The sequence below is a fragment of the Paracoccaceae bacterium genome (assembly GCA_012103375.1).
GTDB lineage: Bacteria > Pseudomonadota > Alphaproteobacteria > Rhodobacterales > Rhodobacteraceae > WLWX01.
In genome coordinates, this window is sequence record WLWX01000001.1 from 3,584,124 (window position 1) to 3,609,219 (window position 25,096).

The 25,096-nt window shown below is 60.0% G+C and carries 21 protein-coding genes and 3 pseudogenes; 14 read left to right on the plus strand and 10 right to left on the minus strand.

The annotated features are described in order from the left end of the window. Window positions 1–183 precede the first annotated feature (183 nt). Together raiA and GKR99_18340 are read left to right on the plus strand one after the other, a co-directional pair. Entirely contained in the window at window positions 184–753 is a 570-nt protein-coding gene (raiA, locus tag GKR99_18335) for a ribosome-associated translation inhibitor RaiA (GenBank protein ID NKB29405.1), read from the plus strand. 51 nt (window positions 754–804) lie between these two features. Further along, window positions 805–1,275, plus strand: coding sequence for a PTS lactose transporter subunit IIC (locus GKR99_18340; GenBank protein NKB29406.1), 471 nt, complete (start codon window positions 805–807; stop codon window positions 1,273–1,275). Between the two features lie 74 nt (window positions 1,276–1,349). Here GKR99_18340 and GKR99_18345 read toward each other — a convergent pair whose 3' ends face one another. The 3 genes and pseudogenes from GKR99_18345 to GKR99_18355 form a co-directional block, all read right to left on the minus strand. Next, window positions 1,350–2,786 carry a nodulation protein NodH gene (locus tag GKR99_18345; protein ID NKB29407.1) on the minus strand — a complete coding sequence of 479 codons (1,437 nt, stop codon included), beginning with the start codon at window positions 2,784–2,786 and terminating at the stop codon, window positions 1,350–1,352. A gap of 3 nt (window positions 2,787–2,789) precedes the next feature. Continuing rightward, window positions 2,790–4,424, minus strand: a complete 1,635-nt coding sequence (locus GKR99_18350; GenBank protein ID NKB29408.1) for a glycosyl transferase — start codon at window positions 4,422–4,424, stop codon at window positions 2,790–2,792. Continuing rightward, a pseudogene (locus tag GKR99_18355) lies at window positions 4,421–5,029 on the minus strand (glycosyltransferase family 2 protein). Before GKR99_18355 ends, GKR99_18350 begins: the two are co-directional and overlap by 4 nt. On the opposite strand from GKR99_18355, the gene GKR99_18360 reads away from it, so the two are divergent. Beyond that, complete coding sequence (locus tag GKR99_18360; protein NKB29409.1) at window positions 4,971–5,150, plus strand: hypothetical protein; 180 nt, start codon at window positions 4,971–4,973, stop codon at window positions 5,148–5,150. The pseudogene GKR99_18355 and the gene GKR99_18360 sit on opposite strands and share 59 nt — an antisense overlap. Before the next feature lie 65 nt (window positions 5,151–5,215). On the opposite strand, the gene GKR99_18365 is transcribed toward GKR99_18360, so the two are convergent. From GKR99_18365 to cysQ, 5 genes are all read right to left on the minus strand, one after another. Continuing rightward, a complete protein-coding gene (locus tag GKR99_18365; GenBank protein ID NKB29410.1) occupies window positions 5,216–5,653 on the minus strand; it encodes a hypothetical protein in 438 nt (145 codons plus the stop codon). A 28-nt stretch (window positions 5,654–5,681) separates the two neighbouring features. Continuing rightward, window positions 5,682–6,902 (minus strand): glycosyltransferase, encoded by a 1,221-nt coding sequence (locus GKR99_18370; GenBank protein ID NKB29411.1) that lies wholly within the window; start codon window positions 6,900–6,902, stop codon window positions 5,682–5,684. Between the two features lie 5 nt (window positions 6,903–6,907). After that, the gene (locus GKR99_18375) at window positions 6,908–7,792 is read right to left on the minus strand and encodes a UTP--glucose-1-phosphate uridylyltransferase (GenBank protein NKB29412.1); all 885 of its coding nucleotides are present in this window, start codon (window positions 7,790–7,792) and stop codon (window positions 6,908–6,910) included. Between the two features lie 91 nt (window positions 7,793–7,883). After that, window positions 7,884–9,122, minus strand: coding sequence for a glycosyltransferase (locus GKR99_18380; protein NKB29413.1), 1,239 nt, complete (start codon window positions 9,120–9,122; stop codon window positions 7,884–7,886). Continuing rightward, the gene (gene cysQ / locus GKR99_18385) at window positions 9,119–9,916 is read right to left on the minus strand and encodes a 3'(2'),5'-bisphosphate nucleotidase CysQ (GenBank protein NKB29414.1); all 798 of its coding nucleotides are present in this window, start codon (window positions 9,914–9,916) and stop codon (window positions 9,119–9,121) included. Before cysQ ends, GKR99_18380 begins: the two co-directional genes overlap by 4 nt. Window positions 9,917–10,059: 143 nt before the next feature. On the opposite strand from cysQ, the pseudogene GKR99_18390 reads away from it, so the two are divergent. Continuing rightward, window positions 10,060–10,842, plus strand: a pseudogene (locus GKR99_18390) (ABC transporter permease). Beyond that, on the plus strand, window positions 10,839–11,441 hold the full coding sequence (locus GKR99_18395) for an SH3 domain-containing protein (protein NKB29415.1): 603 nt from the start codon (window positions 10,839–10,841) through the stop codon (window positions 11,439–11,441). Before GKR99_18390 ends, GKR99_18395 begins: the two are co-directional and overlap by 4 nt. Before the next feature lie 21 nt (window positions 11,442–11,462). Here GKR99_18395 and GKR99_18400 read toward each other — a convergent pair whose 3' ends face one another. Beyond that, window positions 11,463–12,119 carry an alpha-ketoglutarate-dependent dioxygenase AlkB gene (locus tag GKR99_18400; protein NKB29416.1) on the minus strand — a complete coding sequence of 219 codons (657 nt, stop codon included), beginning with the start codon at window positions 12,117–12,119 and terminating at the stop codon, window positions 11,463–11,465. Window positions 12,120–12,275: 156 nt separating this feature from the next. Here GKR99_18400 and dnaK point away from each other — a divergent pair, with 156 nt between their 5' ends. The 4 genes from dnaK (at window position 12,276) to GKR99_18420 (ending at window position 17,566) form a co-directional block, all read left to right on the plus strand. Beyond that, a complete protein-coding gene (dnaK, locus tag GKR99_18405) occupies window positions 12,276–14,198 on the plus strand; it encodes a molecular chaperone DnaK (protein NKB29417.1) in 1,923 nt (640 codons plus the stop codon). 71 nt (window positions 14,199–14,269) lie between these two features. Continuing rightward, window positions 14,270–15,424 carry a molecular chaperone DnaJ gene (gene dnaJ, locus GKR99_18410; GenBank protein ID NKB29418.1) on the plus strand — a complete coding sequence of 385 codons (1,155 nt, stop codon included), beginning with the start codon at window positions 14,270–14,272 and terminating at the stop codon, window positions 15,422–15,424. Window positions 15,425–15,560: 136 nt separating this feature from the next. Further along, entirely contained in the window at window positions 15,561–16,334 is a 774-nt protein-coding gene (gene radC / locus GKR99_18415) for a DNA repair protein RadC (GenBank protein ID NKB29419.1), read from the plus strand. A gap of 197 nt (window positions 16,335–16,531) precedes the next feature. Further along, window positions 16,532–17,566 carry an MBL fold metallo-hydrolase gene (locus GKR99_18420; protein ID NKB29420.1) on the plus strand — a complete coding sequence of 345 codons (1,035 nt, stop codon included), beginning with the start codon at window positions 16,532–16,534 and terminating at the stop codon, window positions 17,564–17,566. Window positions 17,567–17,685: 119 nt separating this feature from the next. Here the strand turns inward: GKR99_18420 and GKR99_18425 are convergent, their stop codons facing one another. After that, window positions 17,686–19,899, minus strand: a complete 2,214-nt coding sequence (locus GKR99_18425; protein NKB29421.1) for an NADP-dependent isocitrate dehydrogenase — start codon at window positions 19,897–19,899, stop codon at window positions 17,686–17,688. A 131-nt stretch (window positions 19,900–20,030) separates the two neighbouring features. Between GKR99_18425 and GKR99_18430 the strand changes: the two genes are divergently transcribed. From GKR99_18430 to GKR99_18450, 5 genes and pseudogenes are all read left to right on the plus strand, one after another. Next, window positions 20,031–20,738 carry an FAA hydrolase family protein gene (locus GKR99_18430; protein ID NKB29422.1) on the plus strand — a complete coding sequence of 236 codons (708 nt, stop codon included), beginning with the start codon at window positions 20,031–20,033 and terminating at the stop codon, window positions 20,736–20,738. Between the two features lie 431 nt (window positions 20,739–21,169). Beyond that, a pseudogene (locus GKR99_18435) lies at window positions 21,170–21,688 on the plus strand (ABC transporter permease subunit). Next, the gene (locus GKR99_18440; protein NKB29423.1) at window positions 21,685–23,004 is read left to right on the plus strand and encodes a glutamine synthetase; all 1,320 of its coding nucleotides are present in this window, start codon (window positions 21,685–21,687) and stop codon (window positions 23,002–23,004) included. Before GKR99_18435 ends, GKR99_18440 begins: the two are co-directional and overlap by 4 nt. Before the next feature lie 55 nt (window positions 23,005–23,059). After that, the gene (locus GKR99_18445) at window positions 23,060–23,746 is read left to right on the plus strand and encodes a type 1 glutamine amidotransferase (GenBank protein ID NKB29424.1); all 687 of its coding nucleotides are present in this window, start codon (window positions 23,060–23,062) and stop codon (window positions 23,744–23,746) included. Beyond that, complete coding sequence (locus GKR99_18450) at window positions 23,739–25,094, plus strand: glutamine synthetase (protein ID NKB29425.1); 1,356 nt, start codon at window positions 23,739–23,741, stop codon at window positions 25,092–25,094. The genes GKR99_18445 and GKR99_18450 overlap by 8 nt, the downstream gene beginning before the upstream one ends. Window positions 25,095–25,096 lie beyond the last annotated feature (2 nt).

Sequence of the window (25,096 nt, forward strand, 5' to 3'; positions counted from 1 at the left end):
AATGCACGGCACTGCCCGACCATTGATACGATCCGATGCGCCATTTTGCGCCATGGTTCGGATGTTCCTCAGATCACCAGAAAATCTGCGTTTCGCATCGGGAAACCCTATGGTTGATGTGGGTCAAACGGGCCGCCAAAATGACGTGTATTCAATACCTTGCATGACAAGAAGGAGAGTTGCGTGAAATATCAGATCAGCGGACGGCAAATCGACATTGGTGAAGCACTTCAGACCCATGTGCGCAACGAATTGGGCAGCGTGGTGGAAAAATACGCCCAGCGTCCCACGGACGCACAAGTGATCTTCTCCAAAAGCGCGCATGAGTTTGTGTGTGAGACAATTGTGCATCTGTCGACCGGTCTGACGACGCAGGCGCGCGCCCATGACACTGAAATTTACGCTGCATTTGATCAATGTACCGAAAAGCTGGACAAACAGTTGCGTCGTTACAAGCGCCGCTTGAAAGATCACCACAAGGATCGCGCGCAACCGGTTGAATTATCTGCCGCAGCCTCCTATATCCTCGCCGCAAATGAGGGGCCGGAAGAGGCCGAGCCCGAATCGCTGCAACCCATGATCATTGCCGAAATGGAGGCAAAGATTCCGTCCCTCTCTGTCGGAGAGGCCGTGATGCAAATGGAACTCGCCGGGGCGCCGGTTCTGGTTTTTCGCAAGGAAGGTCAGGACAAGGCGGTCAATATCGTGTATCGAAGAGATGACGGAAACATCGGCTGGATCGATCCGGCCTGACCGATCAACGCGCGCCGTTCTGCTGGCGCTGAAGGAAAGACCAGACTGCCAATGATGCTCAACAGCATACTGAATGCGCATGCGGTGCGGGTTATAAATGCCGTTTCCAGCAAGAAGCGATTGTTGCAGGATATCTCGGAAACTGCCGCATTGATCCACGGATTGCCCGCACGCGATGTGGCCGATGCCCTTCAAGCCCGAGAGACGTTGGGTTGCACCGGCGTCGGGCATGGCGTTGCGCTGCCACATGCGCGCATTGCTGAACTGGACGAAATCCGTGGCGTTTTTGTGCGTCTTGAACGCCCGCTGGATTTCGGTTCCGCCGACCGGCAGCCGATTGATCTTGTTTTTGCCTTGCTGGCCCCGGCCAATGCTGGCGTCGACCACCTGAAAGCGCTGGCGCTGATCGCACGGACCATGCGTGATGAAGAGATTTGCACCAAGCTTAGGTCGACAACAGACCTGACGACGCTGCATGCGATTCTGACGGATGCGCCAATTCGCGATTCCAAGGCCGCTTGAAGCCTTTCGTTGAAACCTGACGAGGCAGATCTTTCATCCGGTAACCGGCTGATTTCTGACGTAGCTGCCTCAGTTCATCCGGGATGAGGATTGATGGCAGACCAGTCCTGCCACCCGAATATCAGATAGTCGCGGGCATAGGCCGCGCGGCAGGCCTGTTCCAGATCTGCTGACCAGATCTGATCCAGCGTCCAGGGCTGCGCAGGTGGCTCGGGGGCGCAAACCTTAGCGTCCACACCTGCGTCATCAGCAAGGCGGACCAGGCCGGTCTGAAGCTGATGTTCACGCAGCAGGACATCGGGCGGCCCAAACTCGGCAAAACCACGGATCAGCCCGACTTGGCTGGACCACCCCGGATCAATCCGCGCCGGAGTCTGCCCGGCCAGGTTCGCCTTCAGGAAGTTCAGGAACATCAGAAACGCGTCGTGATGCTGCTTGCGGCTCCAATCTTTGCCGGGCGTTGTGTCGGGGACGCTCATGTCATGCCGGTCGCGAAGCAGGTCGCGGATTGCCAGGAATGTTGTGTCGGAAACAGGCAGAATGTGGGTTGCGAACATGTGGTGGGCACGCGCCAGCGGGTGGCGCAATACGGTGAAACTCTGATGGGGTACATGTTTGCGCATCCACTGGCGCAGCGTCTTCTGGTTGAAATCGCGAACCGGCGCGGCACCGTCGATGCGCCCCAGCCAGTCGATGATCGAATCGCGCGGACCGCCCGGAAGCGGCATGAACAGCAGCGGGGCGGTTTCTGCGCCCGCATAATGCGGAATATGGCTGCCTCGGCGCGGTTCGGGCAGGCCGATGTCGAATGCGCCAAACTGATCCATGTCGGCCAACGCGCGCGTCATTTGATCGAAATTGCGCACCTTCTCGGACAGGGGCGCGGGGTTCTGTACCCGGGTCTTTTTGGACACTGCCGGTTTCTGTTCGGTGCTGCCCAGCCAGCGTGCCATGCCGTTCAGCACATCGACATTGCGCAGGTCGTCATAGGCGATGTGAAAGCCCGTCTGCCCGTTGACCGGCAATGCCCGCAGCAGGGTTTTGCGGAACGTGCCCTGCGCATCAAGATGGGCGCGGAATTCATCGGCATCAAAATCAATCGTCGCGGTTTTCGCCTTGGCCTTGCCGCCCAGCCGCCACTGCCCGGTTGCCCTGGCAATTTTCAGGCTGACATAGCTGTCCAGCGGATTGCGGGTCAGGATGATCTTGGCGGCACGCGGGTCGGCCAGTGCGGCCTTCAAAACGCGTAGGTCATGATCGTTGAAGAACCGAAACCCTGACAGACCCGCGGTTTCGGCGCGCAGCGTTTCGAAAAAGCCAAGGGGGTCCTGATCGCGCGCCTCGATCGGGACGCCGGCATGTTTCCGGCAGCCTTCATGGCCAATGAAATGCGGATTGAACAGTTCGCCGTGACAGCAGAGGTCGCCATAGCCATTCAGGCTTGCCTCAAGAAAATTCGAACCTGTCCGCATGGCCGCGAAGACGACGAAATAGTCAAATGCGCGCGACATGAATCAGTTGACCAGATAGGGGTGCATGCCGTCATTCTTCAGTTTTTGGAGGAACGCGCCAAATCCGGTCAGATCAACCAGGGTCGGAGCCTCGGTCAGATGCTGAGTCCTGCGTGGTCCGATTTCGTCGATTATCATTTGCAGGGGTTCCATTGGCGCTTCGACGAATTGCGCCATTGTCCAGATGCGAATTTTCGCGCGCGACTGGACCCGGCGCAGAACAACCAGGTGGTCCGCTTCGATCTGTTGCAGGCGGGCGGCGGTGGCGCGCAGTTCGTCAAAGTCACGACCGCTTTGGAACAGCGGCACGGCCCAGGCGCCGGTTATGACCGAGATCTGTGCATTCGGGTCGGCGGCAAGAAACCAGCTGATCTCTTGCCGGTCGCGGGGGCCGAACTGAAAGCACTGTCGCTCACCCCGGGTATTCCAGATCAGGTCGGTCAGAAACGCGAATGGGTTGTAATCACGCACCGTCGCAGAATCGCATAAAGCACCCGCAAAATTGACCTGCCGGTCGGCGAATTCGGCCCGTTCAGGGGCGTAAAGATGGCCATGCACGCGCGCCTCGGTCGCGCGCGACAGCCAGCCATCGAAGTCGCGAAATACCGCATCGAACCCCTGGAACACGGAATAGGGTGCTGCGGTCATGCCGTTTTCCCAGTCCCGATGTGGAAAGCGGCTTTGCATGTAAAGACCGGGCCGACCGCGTGTGCGACGCTCGACCGCGGCTGCGAAGGTGCGGTCTATCTTGCCCGGGTTCGGTTCGGCCTGGCTGGTCGTCTGGGCGGCTTCGGACAGGAATGACCGGTACAGCCGATCCGCATGCGGCCATATCTTGCGCGCCACGAAGCAGTTGGACCGGCGCAGCAGTTGCAGGTGGTCATCATAGAAAATATGCGGCTTGCCCTGAAAATCGAACTTGCTGAGGGTCAATGACCGGCTTTCGATCCGTGTGGCGTAACGGCGCACAAGCGTCTGATAATAGCTTTCGTCGGGAATCCATACATGGCGAAAGTATCGGTCATTGGTCGCCCGTTCTGGTCCATAGAGGATTTTCATCAGCGTGGCCCGCGTCAGGCACCACCACTGGGACCCCAGATGCGGTGTCAGCCCTTCGGGAATGCGGCGGCGCAATCCGACGCGACGCTGGAAGCGCACCGACAGGTCAAAAAGGCGGCGGTGATGTCGCCAGGAGAACGGAAACCACATCTGAAACCGCTCGGCATCCAGCCCGCCGATGGTCCACGGTACTTCGCGGGTCGCAACGCTTTCGATGAAATCGGTGTCGGGGCGGGCTGCCAGATTCTCCCGCAGCTCGGCCACAGGGCGCAGCGGCAAACAGGCGCCCGAGGCCAGATAGACATGCCCGACCTCGGGGAATTCCTTCAACAGCAGTTCTGATCCACATTGCGAAGCCGCCACCAGCGACCAGGTGCCCCAGTAACAGCGGTGGGGCGTGGGGCAGAACCGGATATTTTTGTGACCGGACACGTCCTGTCTGAGGGTTTGCAGCGCCTTGGCTGGGACGCGTTTGTCAACGTGGATGACCACCGGGCATCCATTGCGGGCCCAGTGGTTGGCGGCCTGCGCGGCGCGGTCCAGCGCGGTGTGGACCATCATGACGATGCCCAGCGTCATGCCCAGTTCCCCACCGACATCAGGCCCAGAAGCTCCAACTGGCGCCAGTTGATGTATTTTTCGCTCCACGGGCACCACAGGGTGGATTTCTCGCGCAGGTTTGCCTGATAGGCGCGGTATTCATGGCTGGCCGCATAGTGTTGCCGGCGGTCCAGTTCTTCCGCGGATTTCTGCCCGAACATGTCCAGGAACTTGGCGTGCAACAACACACCGGAGGCCTTTTCGCCGCCCCATTCATCATAGACCAGATTCAGCCCGCGCGGCAGGATGTTGTGGGTCGAGCTGACATAGGTGTACCGGCGATCCCATTTCACCAGCGGGATCTTGTTGAGGGCGGGCGCGCGGGCGGGCTCATCGGTGAAGAACGCGCGCATTCTCGGGCCACCCTGAATCCAAAGGCTGCCGAATTTCTGGTTTTGCGAGATGATATAATTGCCAGGATCAAACCAGGACGCAATCTGGAACGGATCGTCGCCTTCGCCGTAGGGGCGTTCATCAATCGGTCCCTTTGGGTACATATCCAGCAACATCGCCCCGAAAGAGCGGATGGAAGACGCATCCAGCCAGTCGGTCAGCGCCCTGAGGGGCCGGGTGTCACAGAACGGAGATTGTGTTGAAAAACTCCGAAATCAGAGCGTCGCGGATTTCTTGCGAAAACCTATGAAGCGAAATAGTCGGAAAGCTTTGACCACGAGACAGCGCATGGCTGCGCGTGAGCGCATGTAGGCGATTTGGGCCGACCCCCGCGCCAAAAATTTAGGATCGGGCTGCATGGAAAGAAAAATCATCGTTCAGGCCCTAAAACGGAGTTTTTCAACACAATCCGGATAAACGAAGAACTCATCCGGGTCGACGGTCAGGGTCCAGTGACCATGGGCGTATCGCCGCAGCAACCAGTTCTGCCAATCCATTCCAAAACGCGCCCGTTTGTAACTGCGCGTCGATACCCAGACCGAGACATCCGGCTGGCCGTTCAGATACTCGCGTGAGCCATCGGTGGAGTTGTTGTCGACGAAAAAGAAATGCGCGACCCCAAGTTTTCGATAGTATTCGAGGAAATAGGGCAGCCGAACCCGTTCGTTGCGGATTGTTGAGAAGACTAGCACGTCATCGGCGCGGATCAGGTGGGTCTGATCCTGCTGGCAAAACAACTCGCGCCGTTTGCGCAACGCGCGCAACCGCCAGCGCTTTCGTTGCAGCCGCAACCGGTAAGAGGTTACGACGCTCATGCCGGGTGCTGGTGTAAAGGCCGCGTGTTCACAACAGGCTGCGAAGCTGGCGGAAATGAGACTCCCATGTCGGAAGCGGAGGCGGCTGTTTCCATGCGCTTGTTCTGCCCGCAGCGACCACATTATCAATGGCGTTTATCCATTGTTGCATATCGTTCGTGTCCGCGTAAACGGGATAGTCGCCAAGGATTTCGCGCACCGGCGCAAGGTCGGCGCTGATGACCGCCAGGCCGATGGATGCGGCCTCCATCGGGGGCAAGCCATAGCCTTCCGCAATCGACGGAAACAGCAGGGCGTTGGCATGGGACAGCGTTCTTGACATGGACGCATCATCAAGCCGGCCGACTTCGTGCACGCTCTGGCCCATGAACGGCGCGGTATCGAGCGTTTCAAACACCCCCTCGTTCCGCCAGCCGCGACCGCCGATGATGATAAGATGCGGAATGTCGGCGCTTGCGAGTGTGGCATGAAACCGTGCCCAGATATCCAGGATCAACGCATGGTTCTTTCGCGGCTCGATCGTGCCAAGCATCACGAAGGTCGGCGGGGCGTCTGACGGGGGCGGTTCTGTTGCGCGGACCAGGCGTGGCTCCATGCCCAGAAACAACACCTGCGTTGGCGGGGTGCCGTCGCCGCCGAAACGCAGGATATCGGCGCGGGTCTGGCCGGAATTCGCAAGCAGCAGATCGCAGCCCAGCGCGGCAGTCAGCGCACGGTGGAACCGCGCCCGGGATTTTTCGGTAACGGTTTCGGATTGGTCCAGCGGGATCGTGTCATGGATCATCGCAATGGCGCGCCCATCCGGCACTTTGCGAATTGCGCCGATAACCGCATCTTCAAGGTTTGAATGGCCGATGTTCAGATAGCGTACCCCTTGCGGCAATTGCTTGCGGAGCATTCGCGCCACACCCCAGCGTGGTGCGCGCGCGATGGCATGGCGGCGCAATTGGCGCAGGGCATGCTTGCGCGGCCCGCCGTGCTGCGCCTTGTCGTCCTCTGCCGCAGGTGTCGCCAGAAGGCAATCGCGCATCGCCTGCATGCCCTGTCGGTCCAGCAGCAGATATCCAACGCCGGTTCGGACAAGTCCGGTCAAGGGCGCGCCGCTGTCCAGAAGCCAGGCGAAATAGGTCTGATCGACCCGGTCGATGCCCGTCGGTGCGCCCTGTCCAACCCTGCGCGACAGGCGGGTCATGTCATAGCAGAAAGGCGGAAGCGGCACGTCTGAGGATGGCGGAAGCGCCGCGCGCATTTTGCTTACCGGGTTCCGGCTGTCAGCCGGGTCAGGAACGCGCCGAAATCATCGCGCAACCCTTCGCGGGCCAATCCGAACGCGACCGTGGCCTGAAGGAACCCGGCCTTGGAGCCGCAATCATAGCGCTGCCCTGCGAACCGCAATCCATGCACCGGGCGGCCTTCGCGAATATCTTCGGCAATCGCGTCGGTCAGCTGGATTTCCCCGCCCGACCCCGGCTTTTTGGCGTCGAGATTTTTCATGACCGACGGCGTCAGGATATAGCGACCGATGACCGCCAGCGTTGATGGCGCACTCAGCGGATCGGGCTTTTCCACCATGCCTTTTGCGCTGACCAGATCGGGTTCGGAATCGTCGGTATCAAGAATGCCATAGCTGCCCGTCATCTCGCGCGGGACATCCATCGTGGCAACCATCGAGCCGCCGACCTCTTCATGCGCCTCGACCATCTGCTGAAGGCACGGATCATCCCCAGAAATCACGTCATCGGGCAGCATGACCGCAAAGGGTTCGTCCGCAATCAGGCGGCGGGCGCACCAGACGGCGTGACCCAGCCCCAAGGCCCGATGCTGACGGATATAGGCAATGCCGCCGCTTTCCATGTTGGTGTTCTTCAGCAGCTCCAGCTGTTCGGTTTTCCCGGCCTTTCGCAGGGCGCGTTCCAATTCCGGTGCGTGATCGAAATAATCCTCTAACGCGGATTTGCCGCGTGCGGTGACGAAGATGAATTCCTTGATCCCGGCGGCACGCGCCTCGTCGATGGCGTATTGCACCAGGGGCCGGTCAACCAGCGTCATCATTTCCTTCGGAATTGACTTGGTCGCAGGCAGAAACCGGGTGCCCATTCCGGCCACCGGAAATATCGCCTTGGTTACCTTGCGCGCCATATTGAGATCCTGACTTGTTACGCTTCCTGTCCGACCCGATCCGACCCGAGTGTTGGAACCTCGGTCGGGTTAATATTCCGGTAACGCTATATCAAGGTTCTATGAAATGAGTCGCACTGATTTCACGGATCTTCGACACTTTGGCAACTTCCATTGTCACCCTGCGCCGGATCGACATGGGTGAGATCAGCGGCATCGCGCGATCCGAACGGCCCCAAATGCCGCCAGCGTGGTGCCAGAAACCGCCGTCGTCAAACCGCACCTGATGGTACAACGTCGTAGCCGAGAGGGTCCAAAGGCTGACCCTTTTGCCATTCGCGACAGCGGCGCGTGTGGCCCGCCGCGCGGCATTGCCTTTGCGCAATCCCGCGGCGATCGCAATTGATGACCGATCCGGGGGCGCGTCATGGAATGGCCGGAAAGGCGGTGGATCGGCTGGGGTCCAGCGACCATCGGACCGTGTTGCGCCCTCGGCATAACCGGCGTCGAATTCGGCAAGCCTTGTGCGAACGGCAGAAGGCCAGACATTGTCGTGAATGGCGTGCCGGATCATCCGCGTGCGTTCGGCCAGCCTTGCGGCGCGTCGCGCATCCTTGGGGTGGTCCGAGTAATGGTTGAGGAATACCGCCCAGCTTGCGCCGATCTCAGACAGATCAAGCGGCACCCGATCTGCGCGGCGATAGACCGAAGGCGCAAAACCGTGGTGGACCTGGGCCAGCGGAACAAGTGCCGTTGTTCCGCCTTGCCTCGCCAACCGCATGTTCAGATCGGTTTCATCCAGAAAAAACCGATACGCCGGATTGAAACCCCCAAGGTCGGCCAGCGCTGCGCGACGCCAGGCCATGTTCGTCCCTTCAGTGCGCGGAGCGGCATCGGCGGACCCCCGCAGCAATATCGGGCCCGGACCCGGATGTGCGACGGGTGAATGCTGGCCGTCTTTGTCAGCCATGCGGCTTTTGTTTTGGAACGAAATGCCGTTGCGCCCGCGCACCCAACCGCCTGATGCACTGACCGATGGGTCCGAGAATGGGGCGATCAGATGGTCCAGCCATGACGGTTCCGCCACCGCATCATCGTCAATGAAGGCCACGATCTGTCCGGCTGCGTGATCCAGCCCGGCGTTGCGCGCTGCCGATATGTTGGGGTCGTCGAATGCAACTATCTTGGTCCGCCCGGCGAACTCGGCCATAGCCGCGCGGCCATCGGCATCGGCGACCACGACAACCTCGAACGGGTGATAGAACAATTGCGACACGGACAGCAGGCAACGGCGCAATGCAGCAGGCCGCCCCCGGCTGACGACAATGATGCTGACGCGCGGATGGCTCATTCGGGTTTTGTCAGGGCAACTCCGGGTGCGTAGGCTATGAAAAACGGGTTCTCATATCCCGCTTTGCCATAGGTCAGCGGGCTGTGATCATCAAAGCGAACAACTTGCCCGCCTGCCCCGGCCAGGACGGCATGACCGGCGGCGGTGTCCCATTCCATCGTGCGCCCCAGCCGGGGGTAGAGGTCAGCCTCACCCGTGGCGACAAGGCAGAATTTCAACGAGGATCCGGCGCTTTTCATATCTGCGACCTGATACGTATTGATATAGGCGTCGGTTGCTGCATCGCGATGAGATTTGGACGCAACAACGCGCAATGCGCCCGTATCGGGCGGCGCAACCGAGATCGGCGTCAGAGTTCCGGCTGTCCCGGCGAATGGCCCGGCCTCTTCCACCGACTGGCCGTCAGCGCGGGTATAGAACAACCGTTGTTTGGCGGGTGCATAGACGATCCCGCGCACCGGCGCACCGTCTTCGACCAATGCGATGTTCACAGTGAAGTCGCCGCGACGCTGGATGAACTCCTTGGTGCCGTCCAGCGGATCAACGATCAGGAACCGCGAAGCCCTGACATCATGGCTTGCGGCCTGTTCTTCGGTCACGATTGCAATATCGGGGAATGCCGCTGTCAATCCATCAAAGATCAGGGCGTCCGCTGCCTCATCCGCCAGGGTGACCGGGCTGGAATCCGATTTCGCCCGCGTCCCGAGGTCACCTTGATCATAGATCTCCATGATGCGCTGACCGGCCTCCAGCGCCAGCCGGCGATTGACCTGCTCCAGCTTCTTGTAATCCACGCGTTCAATTCCCCCTGGGGTGGCTTCCTGCTGCACGGATTGTGCGGTCAGGGCGCGTCCCTTATGCTTGGGCAACAATACTTCATCAAGATTTCCCTGAAATCTTCGCGGCAGTAACGCGCAACTGATCACCAGGATCCGTCATGTTCGAACGTCGACAGGCATCAAACAACTTCACCTCGGCGATGATGATTGCCGAATTGATGTTTCACAACACGGTTCGGTAGATCCGCAGCAAACATAACAATGCCTTCATCGCGCTTGCACTGAACCTGATGCAGGTGGCTATGCTGTTGGGGGCATTCATTCTGTTGTTCCATGTTCTTGGCGCGCGCGGAGCGGCCCTGCGCGGCGATTTCTTCCTGTTTCTGTTGTCCGGCATCATGCTTTACATGACGCATATCCGGACATTTCGCGCGGTTTCAGGTGCGCCGGGACCGACGTCGGGTATGATGAACCACGCTCCGATGAATACGGCTGTCAGCATTACCTCGGAAGGGCTTGGGGTGCTGTACATCCAGCTGCTGTCAGTGCTGATCGCACTGTTTGCGTATCACACATTGTGGAACCCGATCACCATCGTGAACCCGATGGGGGCCTTGGGCATGTTCCTGCTGGCCATTCGACCCTGGTTCCCGGATTTTGCAGGGGTGTTTACCAGGATCTATATCCGGGTGAACATGATCGCATCCGGCAAGATGTTCGTGGCCAACAAATTGTCCGCCACCACACTTGCGATGTTTGACTGGAACCCGCTGTTCCACGCCATCGACCAATCGCGCGGCTTCGTGTTTCAGAACTATTTCCCGCATCACTCTTCAATAAAATACACACTGTATTTGTCGATTGGATTGTTGATGCTTGGGCTGATGGGCGAGTTTTATTCACGCAAGAGGATGTCGCTTAGCTGGAGTGCAAAACGATGAAACAACTGTTGGCTGCAATTCTGATCACGATTGCCTGGGTCCCGGCGCAAGCGCAGGAGCTTCCGGCGCTTTATGACGTGATTGATGTGCGATCTGATGATGTTCTCAATGTGCGCGCGGGTGCCGGAACCAGCCACCCGATCGTTGGTGAACTGGCCTGGAATCAGCGCGGGGTCGAGGTTTTGCGCGTCAACAACACCCGCCGTTGGGGTCTTGTCAGCAGCGGGGGATGGACGGGCTGGGCGTCGATGAAATTCCTGCGCCGTCAGGCAAGGTATGACGCCAGCCTGTTCCCGGCCCGCCTGTGGTGCGTCGGGACCGAACCCTTCTGGGCCATCCAGTTTGACAGCGGCACGATGAGTTATCAGTCGCCCGATGCACCCAACGTGACTGATCCGGTGGACTGGACCGGGGCCAGCAGCAATGTCGGCAGCAACGCCTTTGGATTTTCGACATTGCGAACCTCGGGCGTTGTCCGGCGGGGTCAATGCTCGGACGGCATGTCGGACCGCCTGTTCGGGTACGAGATTCACGCGGTGCGCCATGACGGTGCCACGGTTGGCTTGCTGTCGGGGTGCTGCACGATGCAGGCTCCGTGACGCGGCAGGCGTCGTGACGGGTTATTCCACAACCCTCAGTGTCAGGTTGACCCGTCCGCCATCGGGCAACAGGTGGGAAGACCCGTGCCGGATGCGATCCACCCCGTGATGACACAGCCGGGCGGCCCCGCCCATGACCACCACATCGCCCGAGCGTAGCCAGATGCTTTGCGTCGGAGCGCGCCGTTCAGTTCCGCCAATCCGGAACAAGGCATCATCGCCCAGCGATATCGACAGGACCGGCCATTCGAAAGAGGCCTCGTCCTTGTCCTGATGCAGACCCATGCGCGCGTACTGCGAATAGAAGTTCACAAGGCAACTGTCGGGCAGGCGTTCCAACCCGGTCACGGTCTGCCAGATATCCAGCAGGGGTTCAGGGATCGGCGGCCATTCGACGCCGCTTGGGTGTCGTGCGGCATAGCGGTAACCGCCTGCGTCAGCCGTCCAGCCCCATCGCCCTGCCGAGGTCATCTGCACCGACATCTGCTTGCCAAACCGGGTCACGGGGCTGAACAACGGGGCGGCGGTTGCGATCCTGCGCGCGACCTCAACCAAGCCCGCCTGATGGTCCGCTGAAAGCCAGTTCTGATGAACTTCGAACCCGCCCAGCAGCAGCGGTTGCTGACATTGATCTTTCACCGTAGTGCGCCCCTTACAAAAATGCCGCAATTGCACAATTTCACGCGCTTGGCCCGTTGCAGCGTCAAACCCGCCTCCCTATATACGCCCGGAACGCCGCCGGGGGCCTTGATCCCGGAATTTTAATTGGGATCAGAGGCGGACGCCGGACTTAGGGTCCGCCGCTGCAGTATCGCCGAAAGAAAGGACTTCGTCATGGCCAAAGTGATTGGCATCGACCTTGGAACTACCAACAGCTGCGTCGCGATCATGGACGGCAGCCAGCCCCGTGTGATCGAAAACGCCGAGGGCGCGCGCACGACACCGTCAATCGTCGCTTTCACGGAAAATGAGCGTCTTGTTGGCCAGCCCGCGAAGCGGCAGGCTGTCACAAATCCCGACAACACGATCTTCGGCGTCAAGCGCCTGATCGGTCGGCGGTTTGACGACAAGCACCTGGCAAAGGACAAGAAGAACCTGCCCTTTGACGTGGTCGATGGCGGCAATGGCGATGCATGGGTGCAAGCCCAGGGCGACAAATACAGCCCCAGCCAGATTTCGGCCTTCATCCTGCAGAAGATGAAGGAAACCGCCGAAAGCTATCTTGGCGAAGACGTCACGCAGGCCGTCATCACGGTGCCCGCCTATTTCAACGACGCCCAGCGTCAGGCGACCAAGGACGCAGGTAAGATTGCCGGTCTGGAAGTGCTGCGGATCATCAACGAACCGACCGCTGCCGCGCTGGCCTATGGTCTGGACAAGAAGGAAACCAAGACCATTGCCGTCTATGACCTTGGCGGTGGTACCTTCGATGTGACCATCCTGGAAATCGACGACGGGTTGTTCGAGGTGAAATCCACCAACGGGGACACCTTCCTTGGTGGCGAAGATTTCGACATGCGGATCGTGAACTACCTTGCTGAGGAGTTCAAAAAGGAAAACGGCGTCGATCTGACCAAGGACAAGATGGCCCTGCAGCGCCTGAAAGAGGCGGCAGAGAAGGCCAAGATCGAACTGTCGTCCAGCAACCAGACCGAGATCAACCAGCCGTTCATCTCGATGGATCCGAACGGTGGTCAGCCGCTGCACATGGTCATGAAACTGACCCGTGCCAAGCTGGAAAGCCTGGTCGGCGACCTGATCAAATCCTCGATCAAGCCATGTCAGGCTGCGCTGAAAGACGCGGGCCTGAGTGTTGGCGACATTGACGAGATTGTGCTGGTCGGTGGCATGACGCGGATGCCGAAAGTCATCGAAGAGGTAACGAAGTTCTTCGGCAAGGAGCCCAACAAGGGTGTGAACCCGGACGAGGTTGTGGCCGCCGGTGCCGCCATTCAGGCCGGTGTTCTGCAGGGCGACGTCAAGGACGTGGTGCTGCTGGATGTGACCCCGCTGAGCCTGGGTATCGAAACGCTGGGTGGCGTGTTCACCCGCCTGATCGACCGCAACACCACGATCCCGACCAAGAAGTCGCAAATCTTCTCGACCGCTGAGGATAACCAGAACGCCGTGACGATCCGGGTGTTCCAGGGTGAGCGTGAGATGGCGAACGACAACAAGATGCTGGCCCAGTTCAATCTGGAAGACATCCCGCCCGCACCGCGTGGTCTGCCGCAGATCGAGGTGACCTTTGACATCGACGCCAACGGCATCGTGGCCGTGGGCGCCAAGGACAAGGGCACCGGCAAGGAACATGCGGTGACGATCCAGGCCTCGGGTGGTCTGTCGGAAGATGAGATCGACCAGATGGTCCGTGACGCCGAGGATAACGCCGAATCCGACAAGGAACGCCGTGAGCTGATCGAAGCCAAGAACCAGGCCGAAAGCCTGATCCACGGCACCAAGAAGTCGATCGAAGAGCATTCCGACAAGGTCGATCCGACCACGGTGGAAGCCATCGAACTCGCCATCGGCAACCTGGAAGAGCAGATGGAGACCGAGGATGCCGGCAAGATCAAATCGGGCATCCAGAACGTCACCGAAGCCGCGATGAAACTGGGCGAGGCGATCTATAAGGCCGAGCAGGAGAAAGCCGGAGAGGCCGCGCCAGAGGGTGCTGACGAACCGCAGGGCGTGGACGATGATATTGTCGACGCCGACTTCGAAGACCTTGATGACGACAACAAGCGCGCCAGCTAAGGGCTTGGACGACATGCGCGGACCGGCCTGAGACCCCTCGGGCCGGTCCTGTGCGTTCCCGGAGAACGGATATGGCGAAACGCGATTATTATGATGTTCTGGGTGTCTCGAAAGGGGCCTCGGCGGATGAATTAAAGCGCGCTTATCGTCGTAAGGCGAAAGAACTTCACCCGGATCGCAACTCCGATAATCCCGACGCCGAAGCGCAGTTCAAGGAAGCCAACGAAGCCTATGAGGTTCTGAAGGACGCCGACAAGAAGGCGGCCTATGACCGCTATGGCCATGCCGCATTCGAGGGCGGAATGGGCGGCGGGCGCGGTGGCTTTGGCGGCGGCGGCGGTCAGGGCGATTTTGCCAGCGCATTCTCGGACGTGTTCGACGATCTGTTTGGCGACATGATGGGCGGCGGGCGCGGCGGCGGCGGGGGGCGTTCACGCGCAACACGCGGCTCGGACCTGCGCTACAATCTGCGGGTCGATCTGGAAGATGCCTTCGCCGGGATTCAGAAAACAATCGACATTCCAACCTCGGTCACCTGCAAGACCTGTTCTGGCAACGGCTCGGAAGGGGGTGCGGAACCGCAGGTTTGCCCGACCTGTTCGGGCATGGGCAAAGTGCGCGCGCAGCAAGGTTTTTTCACCGTTGAACGGACCTGCCCGACCTGTACGGGTGCGGGCCATGTGATCAAGGATCCCTGCCGCGCCTGTGGCGGTGCGGGTCGCGTTGAAAAGAACCGTTCGCTGTCGGTGAACATACCCGCAGGCGTCGAAACTGGTACCCGGATCCGTCTGGCGGGCGAGGGCGAGGCAGGTTTGCGGGGCGGCACGTCCGGCGATCTTTATATCTTCATCGAAGTGGCCGAACATGATTTGTTCGACCGCGATGGCCATCACCTGCATTGCAGGGTGCCGGTCAGCATGACGGCGGCGTCCTTGGGCGGTGATATCGAAGTGCCGACGATTGATGGCGGGCGTACCCGCGTGAAGATCCCCGCAGGCAGCCAGACCGGGCGGCAGATGCGGCTGCGGGGCAAAGGGATGCCGCAACTGCGCGGCGCAGGGCGCGGCGATATGCTGATCGAGCTGCACGTGGAAACCCCGGTGAACCTGACCAGCCGTCAGCGCGAATTGCTGGATGAATTCAATCAGATCGGCGAAGACAACAACCCCGAAAGCAGCACATTCTTTTCCAAGGTGCGCAGCTTCTGGGATGGGATGACGAACTGAGGTTTCCCGGCGCAAGCTGGAGGGGCCTGCCCCTCCAGACCTCCCCGGAGTATTTTTGGCGAAAAGACGGGTGATCCAACAAGGATTGGTTGGTTCGTTAACGAATTCTTCATCGAGATTAAGCGACACTCGCGCAATGGCTGATGGGCCCGATATGTTTGCCGAGAAGCCGCTGCCGTTGTTCGAACCGGACGAGGCTGCGGGCAGTGATGCTTTGGCGCAGACCACTGGCAAACTGCCGTCCTATATCAAGGATCACCGCAAGCGTCTGCGTGAGCGGTTCATGCGCGGTGGTGCGGCGGCGATGCCGGATTACGAATTGCTGGAACTTGTGCTGTTCCGTGCCATTGCCCGACAGGATGTGAAACCGCTGGCAAGGCGACTGCTGGACACGTTCGGGGATTTCAATCGCGTTGTGTCGGCGACGACTGACCAGCTGACCAGGGTGCAGGGTGTCGGTGACGCCGTGGTACAGGAACTGAAGATTGTCGAGGCGGCGGCGCATCGGCTTGCGCGCTCCAAAGTTCTGGGAAAGCATGTGCTGGCCGGCTGGGACGCGCTGGTCGATTATTGTCATACATCGATGGCGCATCGTGCGACGGAACAGTTTCGGGTGCTTTTTCTGGATCGCAAGAATGTGCTGATTGCGGATGAAGAACAGGCGCAGGGCACAGTCGACCACGTCCCGGTTTATCCGCGAGAGGTGGTGAAACGCGCGCTGGAACTGAATGCTTCGGCCTTGATACTGGTGCACAACCATCCGTCGGGCGATCCGACGCCTTCGGATTCCGACATTGACATGACCCGCCGCATTCAAGAGGCGGCCGAGGCGCTGGGCCTGACGTTGCACGACCATCTTATCGTCGGGCGCGAGCGTGAGTTGAGTTTCAGGGCCTCTGGCTATCTGTGATACGCCCGCGCAGTGTTTGGAACCCTTGGGGAAGTGGGGGTAGTGGCGGGCCACTGCCGCACGTCGTTGGATATGTCCGACAGCCCCGGTGACATGGCGCGGACGAGCTGTGGTCAAGTCGCCGCGAACTGAAACTGTCATGGCCGCCGGATACGTGTTAGTTTTGCGCAGAACTTATTCCTGGGGGAGGTATTCCGGTGTTATTCAGACAATTGTTCGACAAGACCTCTTGCACCTACACCTACCTGCTTGCCAGTCGGCAGGGGGGTGAGGCGCTTCTGGTTGATCCGGTATTCGAGAATACCTCGCGTTATCTGAAACTGCTTGAAGAACTTGACCTGAAGCTGGTCAAGGTCGTGGATACGCATATTCACGCCGATCATGTCAGCGCTATGGGTGCCCTTCGCGACGCGACACGCTGCGTGACCGTCATGGGCGAGCAATCTCCGGCCGAAGTCGTCTCGATGCGGGTTGCTGACAATGAAAAGCTGACGATTGAAGGGCTTAGCCTGACGGCGCTGCACACACCGGGTCATACATCCGAAAGCTATAGCTTCCTGATGGATGACCGTGTGTTCACCGGTGATACGCTGCTGATCCGTGGCACCGGGCGCACCGATTTCCAGAATGGCGATCCCTATGACCAATATCATTCGCTGTTTGACCGGCTGTTGAAGCTGCCTGAACAAACGATGGTATTCCCGGGGCATGACTACAAGGGCGACACCGTCAGCACCGTGGGTGAAGAACGGGCATTCAATCCGCGCCTGCAGGTCAAATCCGCCGATGAATACGCCGAGATCATGAACAATCTGAACCTGGCCAATCCGGCGCTGATGGATGTGGCTGTGCCCGAAAATATCAAGCAAGGCCTCATGCTGTCGGCGCAGCATCGGGTGCCGGCGGTCGAGGTTGACGATCTTCTGGCGGAATGGCCCAATGTGGACGGTCACCTGGTCGACATCCGAGAGGAGGGTGAGCGTCAGCGTCACGGCGTCATCCCCGGATCAATCCACGCGCCCTATGGCCGGTTCGATCAGTATTGCTGCGCCTCGGGCCCGCTGGCCGGGCTGGCACGGTCCAGCCGCATCTTGCTCTATTGCGCTGTTGGTGAACGCTCGACGCTGGCTGTCGAGATTGCCGGAGAGTTGGGGTTGAAAAACGCCGCGCATCTGCCGGGTGGCTTCACGGCCTGGTCGCAGGCTGGCGGCGCGGTCGAACAAATCGTCTGATCGCCCCAAAAGTGGCGTCAGATGTTGTGTTCGATGGCCAGCGTCTCCAACGGATCAAGTGATCCGCCACGCGACGACATGTGCCGGGCCGATGACGTCGCGCTTTAGGCCAGGTGCAATCAGCCGATAATGCGGTTCAGCGTTTCCGATGGGCGCATGATCGCCTCGGTCCGGTCTGCGTCCGTGTTGTAGTATCCGCCGGTATCCGCAGGCCCACCCTGAACAGCGGCGAGTTCCGCAACAATGGCCGCTTCACTGGCGCTCAGCGCTTCGGCGATGGGCCCGAAATGCGCAGCAAGGGCCGTGTCGTCGGTTTGCGCGGCCAGTGCCTGGGCCCAATACAGCGCGAAATAGAAATGGCTGTCGCGGTTGTCCGGCTGGCCAACCTTGCGCCCAGGGGAGCGGTTTTCGTCAAGAATTCCCTGGGTCGCTGCCTCGGCCGCTTCGCCCAGGATGCGCGCCTTGTCGTTGTTTTTCGCGTTGGCAAGGAACTTCAGGCTTTCGCCCAAGGCGCAGAATTCCCCCAGTGAATCCCAGCGCAGGTGGTTTTCTTCCACCAGTTGCTGAACGTGTTTGGGCGCTGATCCACCGGCCCCGGTTTCGAACAACCCGCCACCATTCATCAGTTTCACAATCGACAGCATCTTGGCCGATGTGCCCAGTTCCAGGATCGGGAACAGGTCGGTCAGATAGTCGCGCAGGACGTTCCCTGTGACCGCGATGGAGGTTTTTCCGGCGCTGATTTCTTCCAGGCTGAGGCGTGTCGCTTCGCGCGGTGCGAGGATCTGAAACTTGTCCGAAACCCCGGCGGCCGCCAGAAGCGGTGTGACATAGGCAATCAGTTCCGCGTCATGTGCGCGGTTTTTGTCCAGCCAGAAGATCGCCTGACAGTTTTCCGCCGCCTGACGGTCAATCGCCAGCTGCACCCAGTCTTCGATCGGGGCCTTGCGGGTCGAGGCGGACCGCCAGATGTCGCCCTTTTGAACCCGGTGTTCATGCAGCACGTCACCATTGGCCAGCACCATGCACACCGTCCCGTCGTAGGGAATTTCAAAGGTGGTCGGGTGCGATCCGTATTCCTCGGCCTTCTGGGCCATCAAGCCGACATTCTGGACGGTACCCGCCGTGGAGGGATCCAGCGCGCCGGTCTCTTTGAAAAAGCGGATCGCCTCATCATAAACAGCTGCGTAGGAGCTGTCGGGGATGACGCAATTGGCGTCTGCGGGTTTTCCATCCGGGCCCCAGCCCTTGCCGCCCGCCCGGATCAGCGCCGGGATCGAAGCGTCGATGATGACGTCAGAGGGGACGTGAAGGTTGGTAATGCCCTTGTCGGAATCAACCATGTATAGCGGCGGGCGATCCGCCAGAACACCCTCGATATCCGCCAGAATGGCATCATGGCCCTTCAGTCGGTCCAGCATGTCGCCAAGACCGGAATTCGGATTGACGCCTGCGGCCGCCAGCGCGTCGCCATGCGCGTCAAACACCGGTTGCAGGTACGCCTTGACGGCGTGGCCAAAGATGATCGGGTCCGAGACCTTCATCATCGTTGCCTTCAGATGGATCGAAAACAACGTCCCGGCATCTTTGGTGGCCGCAATCTGTTCGGTCAGGAATGCATCAAGCGCGTGGGCCGACATGAAGGTTGCATCGACAATGGTGCCTGCGGGAAATTCGAACCCATCCTTCAGGACGGTCACGGTGCCATCGGCGGCCACAAGCTCGATCCGCGTGGCACCGGCCTGCGCTTCTGACAGGGTTGCCGAAACCTCGTTCGCGCGGAAATCATCCTTGCCCATGGTGGATACCGTGGTCTTGCTGTCCCCGCTCCATTCGCCCATCGAATGCGGGTTGGCGCGGGCATAGGTCTTGACGGCCTTCGCGGCGCGCCGGTCCGAGTTGCCTTCGCGAAGAACCGGATTCACAGCCGAGCCCTTGATCGCGTCAAAGCGCGCGCGGATGGCTTTTTCAGCGTCATTTGACGGGGCTTCCGGATAGTCGGGAATGTCATAGCCCTGGGACTGAAGCTCTTTCACCGCTTCGACAAGCTGCGGGACCGAGGCTGAGATATTCGGCAGCTTGATCACATTGGCATCTGCGGTTTTCACAAGTTTCCCCAGCGCGGCCAGATCGTCGGTCTGCTGCTGTGTCGTTGTCAGCTTTTCCGGAAAGGTTGCAATGATCCGGCCCGCCAGCGAGATATCGCGCGTTCCGACCGACACGCCCGCCGCCGCGGCAAAGGCGCGGATCACCGGCAGAAATGACGCCGAAGCCAACTGCGGTGCTTCGTCTACTTTGGTATAGATGATGTCGGGTGCGTTTTGGTCGGCCATGTCATCCTGCCTCTCGTGGTTTCCTGCAGGGCATACCCAAGACCCGCCGCAAGGTCCACCGCATCGCGACATCTGGTGGCTGGCAAGTGTGATTGAATTCGGTCAGGCACGATCCAAAGCTTCGCGAATCTGTGCGACCAACATGGAATACCCATGACCGACACCGTGATTCCCGCCCCGCTCTTGTGACGCTGCCGGTGGTTGGAACCGGCGACAGATTTCCGGTGGACCGGGTCTATTGCATCGGTCGCAACGATGCCGCGCATGCGATCAAAATGGGCCATGACCCGGTTCGTGACCCGCCGTTTTTCTTTCAGAAGAACACTGACAATCTGGATCCATCCGGGCAATTCCCCTATCCGCCCCAAACCAGTGACGTGCACCACGAGGTTGAGATGCTGGTCGCCCCGAAATCCGGCGGAAAAAACATCGCCTTGGATCGGGCGCTGGATTGCGTCTTTGGGTATGGCCTGTCGCTTGATATGACACGCCGCGATCTGCAAAGCGCGCAGAAGAAGCTGGGCCGCCCGTGGGAGGTTGGCAAAGCCTTCGAACACTCCGCGCCCTGTGGCCCGATCCATCCCGCAAGTGATCTTGGGCATCCCGATCATGGGAGCATGACACTGACCGTCAATGGAGAATTGCTCCAGGACGGTGATCTGAACCAGATGATTTGGAAGGTTCCGGAAATGATCTCTGACCTGCCAGAGTATTTTGAATTGGCTGCCGGTGATGTCATTCTGACCGGAACTCCAGCCGGGGTTGCGGCTGTCGAGCGGGGCGATGTCATGGATATGGCCATTGAAGGGTTTGGCGACGTACGGGTGAAGGTTATCTGATCCGAATGCGTGGAATTTCCGATTGAATTTAATTATATGCGTCGCGAAAATATGAAATACGACGCTTTGGCGGCGCGATGTACTTTCATGAATTGGGATCAATTCAGACAATTCGATTATTGGGATTCAATTAATGCCCGGCCGAAAAATATTTAATTCCTAACCGAATTATCAAGCCCTGATACCTGGATTAAGTTGAAACGCCCTGATCAGCGGATTGTGTTGAAAAACTCCGTTTTAGGGCCTGAACGATGATTTTTCTTTCCATGCAGCCCGATCCTAAATTTTTGGCGCGGGGGTCGGCCCAAATCGCCTACATGCGCTCACGCGCAGCCATGCGCTGTCTCGTGGTCAAAGCTTTCCGACTATTTCGCTTCATAGGTTTTCGCAAGAAATCCGCGACGCTCTGATTTCGGAGTTTTTCAACACAATCCTATTTCATCTTCCTGCGCATGAAGCAGGCTGGCATTCTACCGGGGCTGACCGCCGCGCAGGCCGGGGCGTTGATCGTGCTGATCCTGAACACCGCCGCCTATTCGGGCGAGATCCTTTATGGCGCGCTCAGGTCAGTGCCGCGCGGTGATATCGAGGCTGCGAACGCCTATGGCATGACCGGCTGGACCCGGTTTCGACGCGTCATCTGGCCCACCATGATGCGCCTGGCCTGGCCCGCCTATACGAATGAGGCGATCTTTCTGTTCCAGTCCACGACGCTGGTTTTCTTTTCCAGCTTCCCGGCATGGCAGCAAAGGGGCGACGCGCTTTATTACGCCAGTTACTTCGCCGACAAGACATTCAATCCATTTGTGCCCTATCCGATTCTGGCAGGCTATTTCATCCTGATGACGCTGATCCTGCTGGGTATATTCGGATCGGCGAACCGGCGGCTGAACCGGCATCGGCCGGACGCTGCCAGGCGCATCCGTTACCGCCCGCAACTGATCCGATGACCGCGTTTGACGACTGGCTGGCTGCCAACCCGGACGTGCAATCACTCAGGCTTGCCATTTGTGACCTGAACGGACGCGCCATTGGCAAGCGCATGCCACGTGCAGGCGCCGCAAAGGCCCGCAGCGCGCGGATGCCGTTTTCGGCCCTGAACCTGGACTTCAAGGGGCAGGATATCGACGACAGCCCGCTGGTATTCGCAACCGGCGACGCCGATGGCGTGCTGCGCCCGACGCCGCGCGGGCCGGTTCTGATGCCGTGGCTGTCACAACCCGCAGCGCTGCTGCCGATGACGCTGCATCACGATGATGGCCACCCGTTTTCGGGCGACCCGCGGCACGCGCTCAGCGCGGTTGTTGATCGCTATGCCGCGAAAGGCTGGCGGGTTGAGGCGGCCTTCGAGATGGAGTTCCACCTGCTGTCAGCCACGTCACCCGAATTCAGCCCCATGCACGCTGAACGCCCCGGCGGCAACACCCTGTCCTTGACTGCGCTGGACGAGGTTGAGGGCTTCTTCAACGACCTCTACGCTGGTGCCGAGATCATGGGCCTTGGCATCGGTGATGCGATTTCCGAAGCCGGATCAGGCCAGTTCGAAGTCACGCTGGCACATACCGACCCGCTGGAAATCGCCGATACCGCCTGGCTGTTCCGCATGCTGGCCGAGGGGCTGGCGCGCAAACATGGGGTCACCGCCACGTTCATGCCCAAACCCTTCGCTGACGGGCCGGGCACCGGATTGCATGTGCATTTTTCCCTGTGGCACCAGAACTCCGACCGAAACGTGTTCGATTCTGGCGAAACCGGCAGTGCGCTGCTGCGCCACGCCGTCGCCGGATGTCTGGCGGCGATGCCCGCCTCGACCCTGATATTCGCGCCCTTCGTTAACAGCTATGACCGCTTCGTTGACGAAGCGTACGCCCCGACCGCCGTCGCCTGGGGGTACGAGAACCGAACCGTCGCCCTGCGCATCCCCGGTGGCGCACCCAAAGCGTGCCGGATCGAACATCGCGTGGCCGGTGGCGACGCCAACCCCTATCTGCTGTTAGCCGCGATCCTTGGGGCTGCGCTGAACGGGATCGAGGATGCAACCGACCCGCCCGCGCCGACGACCGGCAACGCCTATGCTGCGGATTGCCCGGCGATTCCCCCCGATTTATCCAGCGCAATCCATGCGTTTGAACAATCGGCGCAGGTGCGTCGGTTCCTGCCTGCCGACCTGATCCGCAACTTCGTGATGACAAAACGTCAGGAACGCGCGCTCTGGCCCGGGCTTACGCCGGGCGAACAACGGGCGCTGACACTGTCGCTGGTTTGACCGCCCCGCCGCGCCGGGATAGCGTCGCGCAACCCTGACAGAACGTATCAAGACAATGCACATCGGCATACTGATAACCGGCCACGCCCCGGATGAACTGCAACCGGATTTCGGCGATTATGACGCCTTCTTCGCCCGCCTGCTGGATGGCTACGGCTTTTCCTTTTCGGCCTGGAATGTGGTCGACAACGAATTCCCGCCAGGCATCGCTTCCGCAGATGGCTGGCTGATCACAGGGTCAAAACACGGCGCGTATGAGGATCACCCGTGGATCCCGCCGCTGGAACAGTTTATCCGCGACTGCTATTCCGCGCGCCGCCCCATGGTCGGCATCTGCTTTGGCCACCAGATCGTCGCCCAGGCCCTTGGCGGGCGGGTCGAAAAGTTTGCCGGCGGCTGGTCCGTCGGGCGCACCCAATATGATTGGAATGGGCGGACACTCTTCGCGAACGCCTGGCATCAGGATCAGGTCGTCGAACTGCCGCAAGACGCGCAGGTGCTGGCCGGGAATGACTTTTGCCGAAACGCGGCGCTGATCTATGACGATCGCACCTTTTCGGTGCAGCCGCACCCGGAATATGACGCGGCCGCTTTTGCAGCGTTGATCGACGCACGCGGGCCGGGCCTGATCCCCGATGACATGCTCGACACAGCGCGTGCTGCGCGCGATCTTGGCGATGACAACCGCGCCTATGCCGACATGATTGCATCATTCTTCAAGAAAGGGTCTCCGGATGGCTGACTGGCAGGACAATTTCCCTGAAGCGACACGTAACTATCTGGATGGCAAACGCCTGGACGAGGTTGAATGCCTGGTCGCCGACATCGCCGGTGTCGCCCGCGGCAAGGCAATGCCGGCCAGCAAGTTCGCCCAGCAGAAGCAGTTTTTCCTGCCCAACTCGATCTTTTTGCAGACAATCACCGGCGATTGGGTCGACCTAGAGGGTGAAGACTGGACCGAGCCCGATATGATCCTGCGCCCGGATCTGTCCACTGCCACTGCCGCCCCCTGGACCGCCGACTGGACCATTCAGGTGATCCACGACGTGGTCCTGCAATCGGGTGAACCGATGCCGGTCGCCCCGCGCAACGTGCTGGCCCGCGTGGTTGACGCCTATGCCGCGCAGGGATGGACCCCCGTGGTCGCGCCCGAGATGGAGTTCTTCCTGGTCGCGCCCAACATCGACCCCAACATGCCGATCGAACCGCCCATCGGACGCACCGGTCGCCCGGCGGCAGCGCGCCAGGCCTATTCCCTTAGTGCTGTCGACGAATACGGCCCGGTCATTGATGACATCTATGACTTTGCCGAGGCGCAAGGTCTTGAGATTGATGGAATTCTTCAGGAAGGCGGCGCCGGCCAGATCGAGTTGAACCTGCGCCACGGCGACCCGATCAATCTGGCTGATGAGATCTTCTTTTTCAAACGCATGATCCGCGAAGCCGCATTGCGCCACGGCTGCATGGCGACGTTCATGGCCAAACCGATCCAGGACGAGCCAGGCTCGGCCATGCATATCCACCACTCGGTCGTGGATGAAAAAACCGGGCAGAATATCTTTTCTAACCCCGATGGCAGTGAAACACCGGCCTTCCTGCATTTCATCGCCGGGATGCAGCGTCACCTGCCCAGCGCGATCGCGGTTCTGGCGCCATATGTGAACAGCTATCGCCGCTATGTCCCTGATTTTGCAGCGCCAATCAATCTTGAATGGGGGCGCGACAATCGCACCACGGGGCTGCGCGTCCCGATCTCGGACCCCACCGCGCGCCGCGTTGAAAACCGGCTGGCGGGCATGGATTGCAACCCTTACCTGGGCATCGCCGCCTCGCTGGCCTGCGGGTTGCTGGGTCTGACCGAACAGACCGGCCCCTCGCCCGAGTTTCGCGGCGACGCCTACACCAACGCCGCCGACATTCCGCGCGGGTTGGGCGACGCGGTCGATCTGTTCGCAGGGGCCGGGAAGCTCCACGATGTCCTCGGGCCTGAGTTTGCGGCAACCTACGCCGCCCTCAAGCGGATGGAACACAAGGCCTTTTCACAGGTGATTTCCCCGTGGGAGCGTGAACACCTGCTTTTGAACGTCTGAGC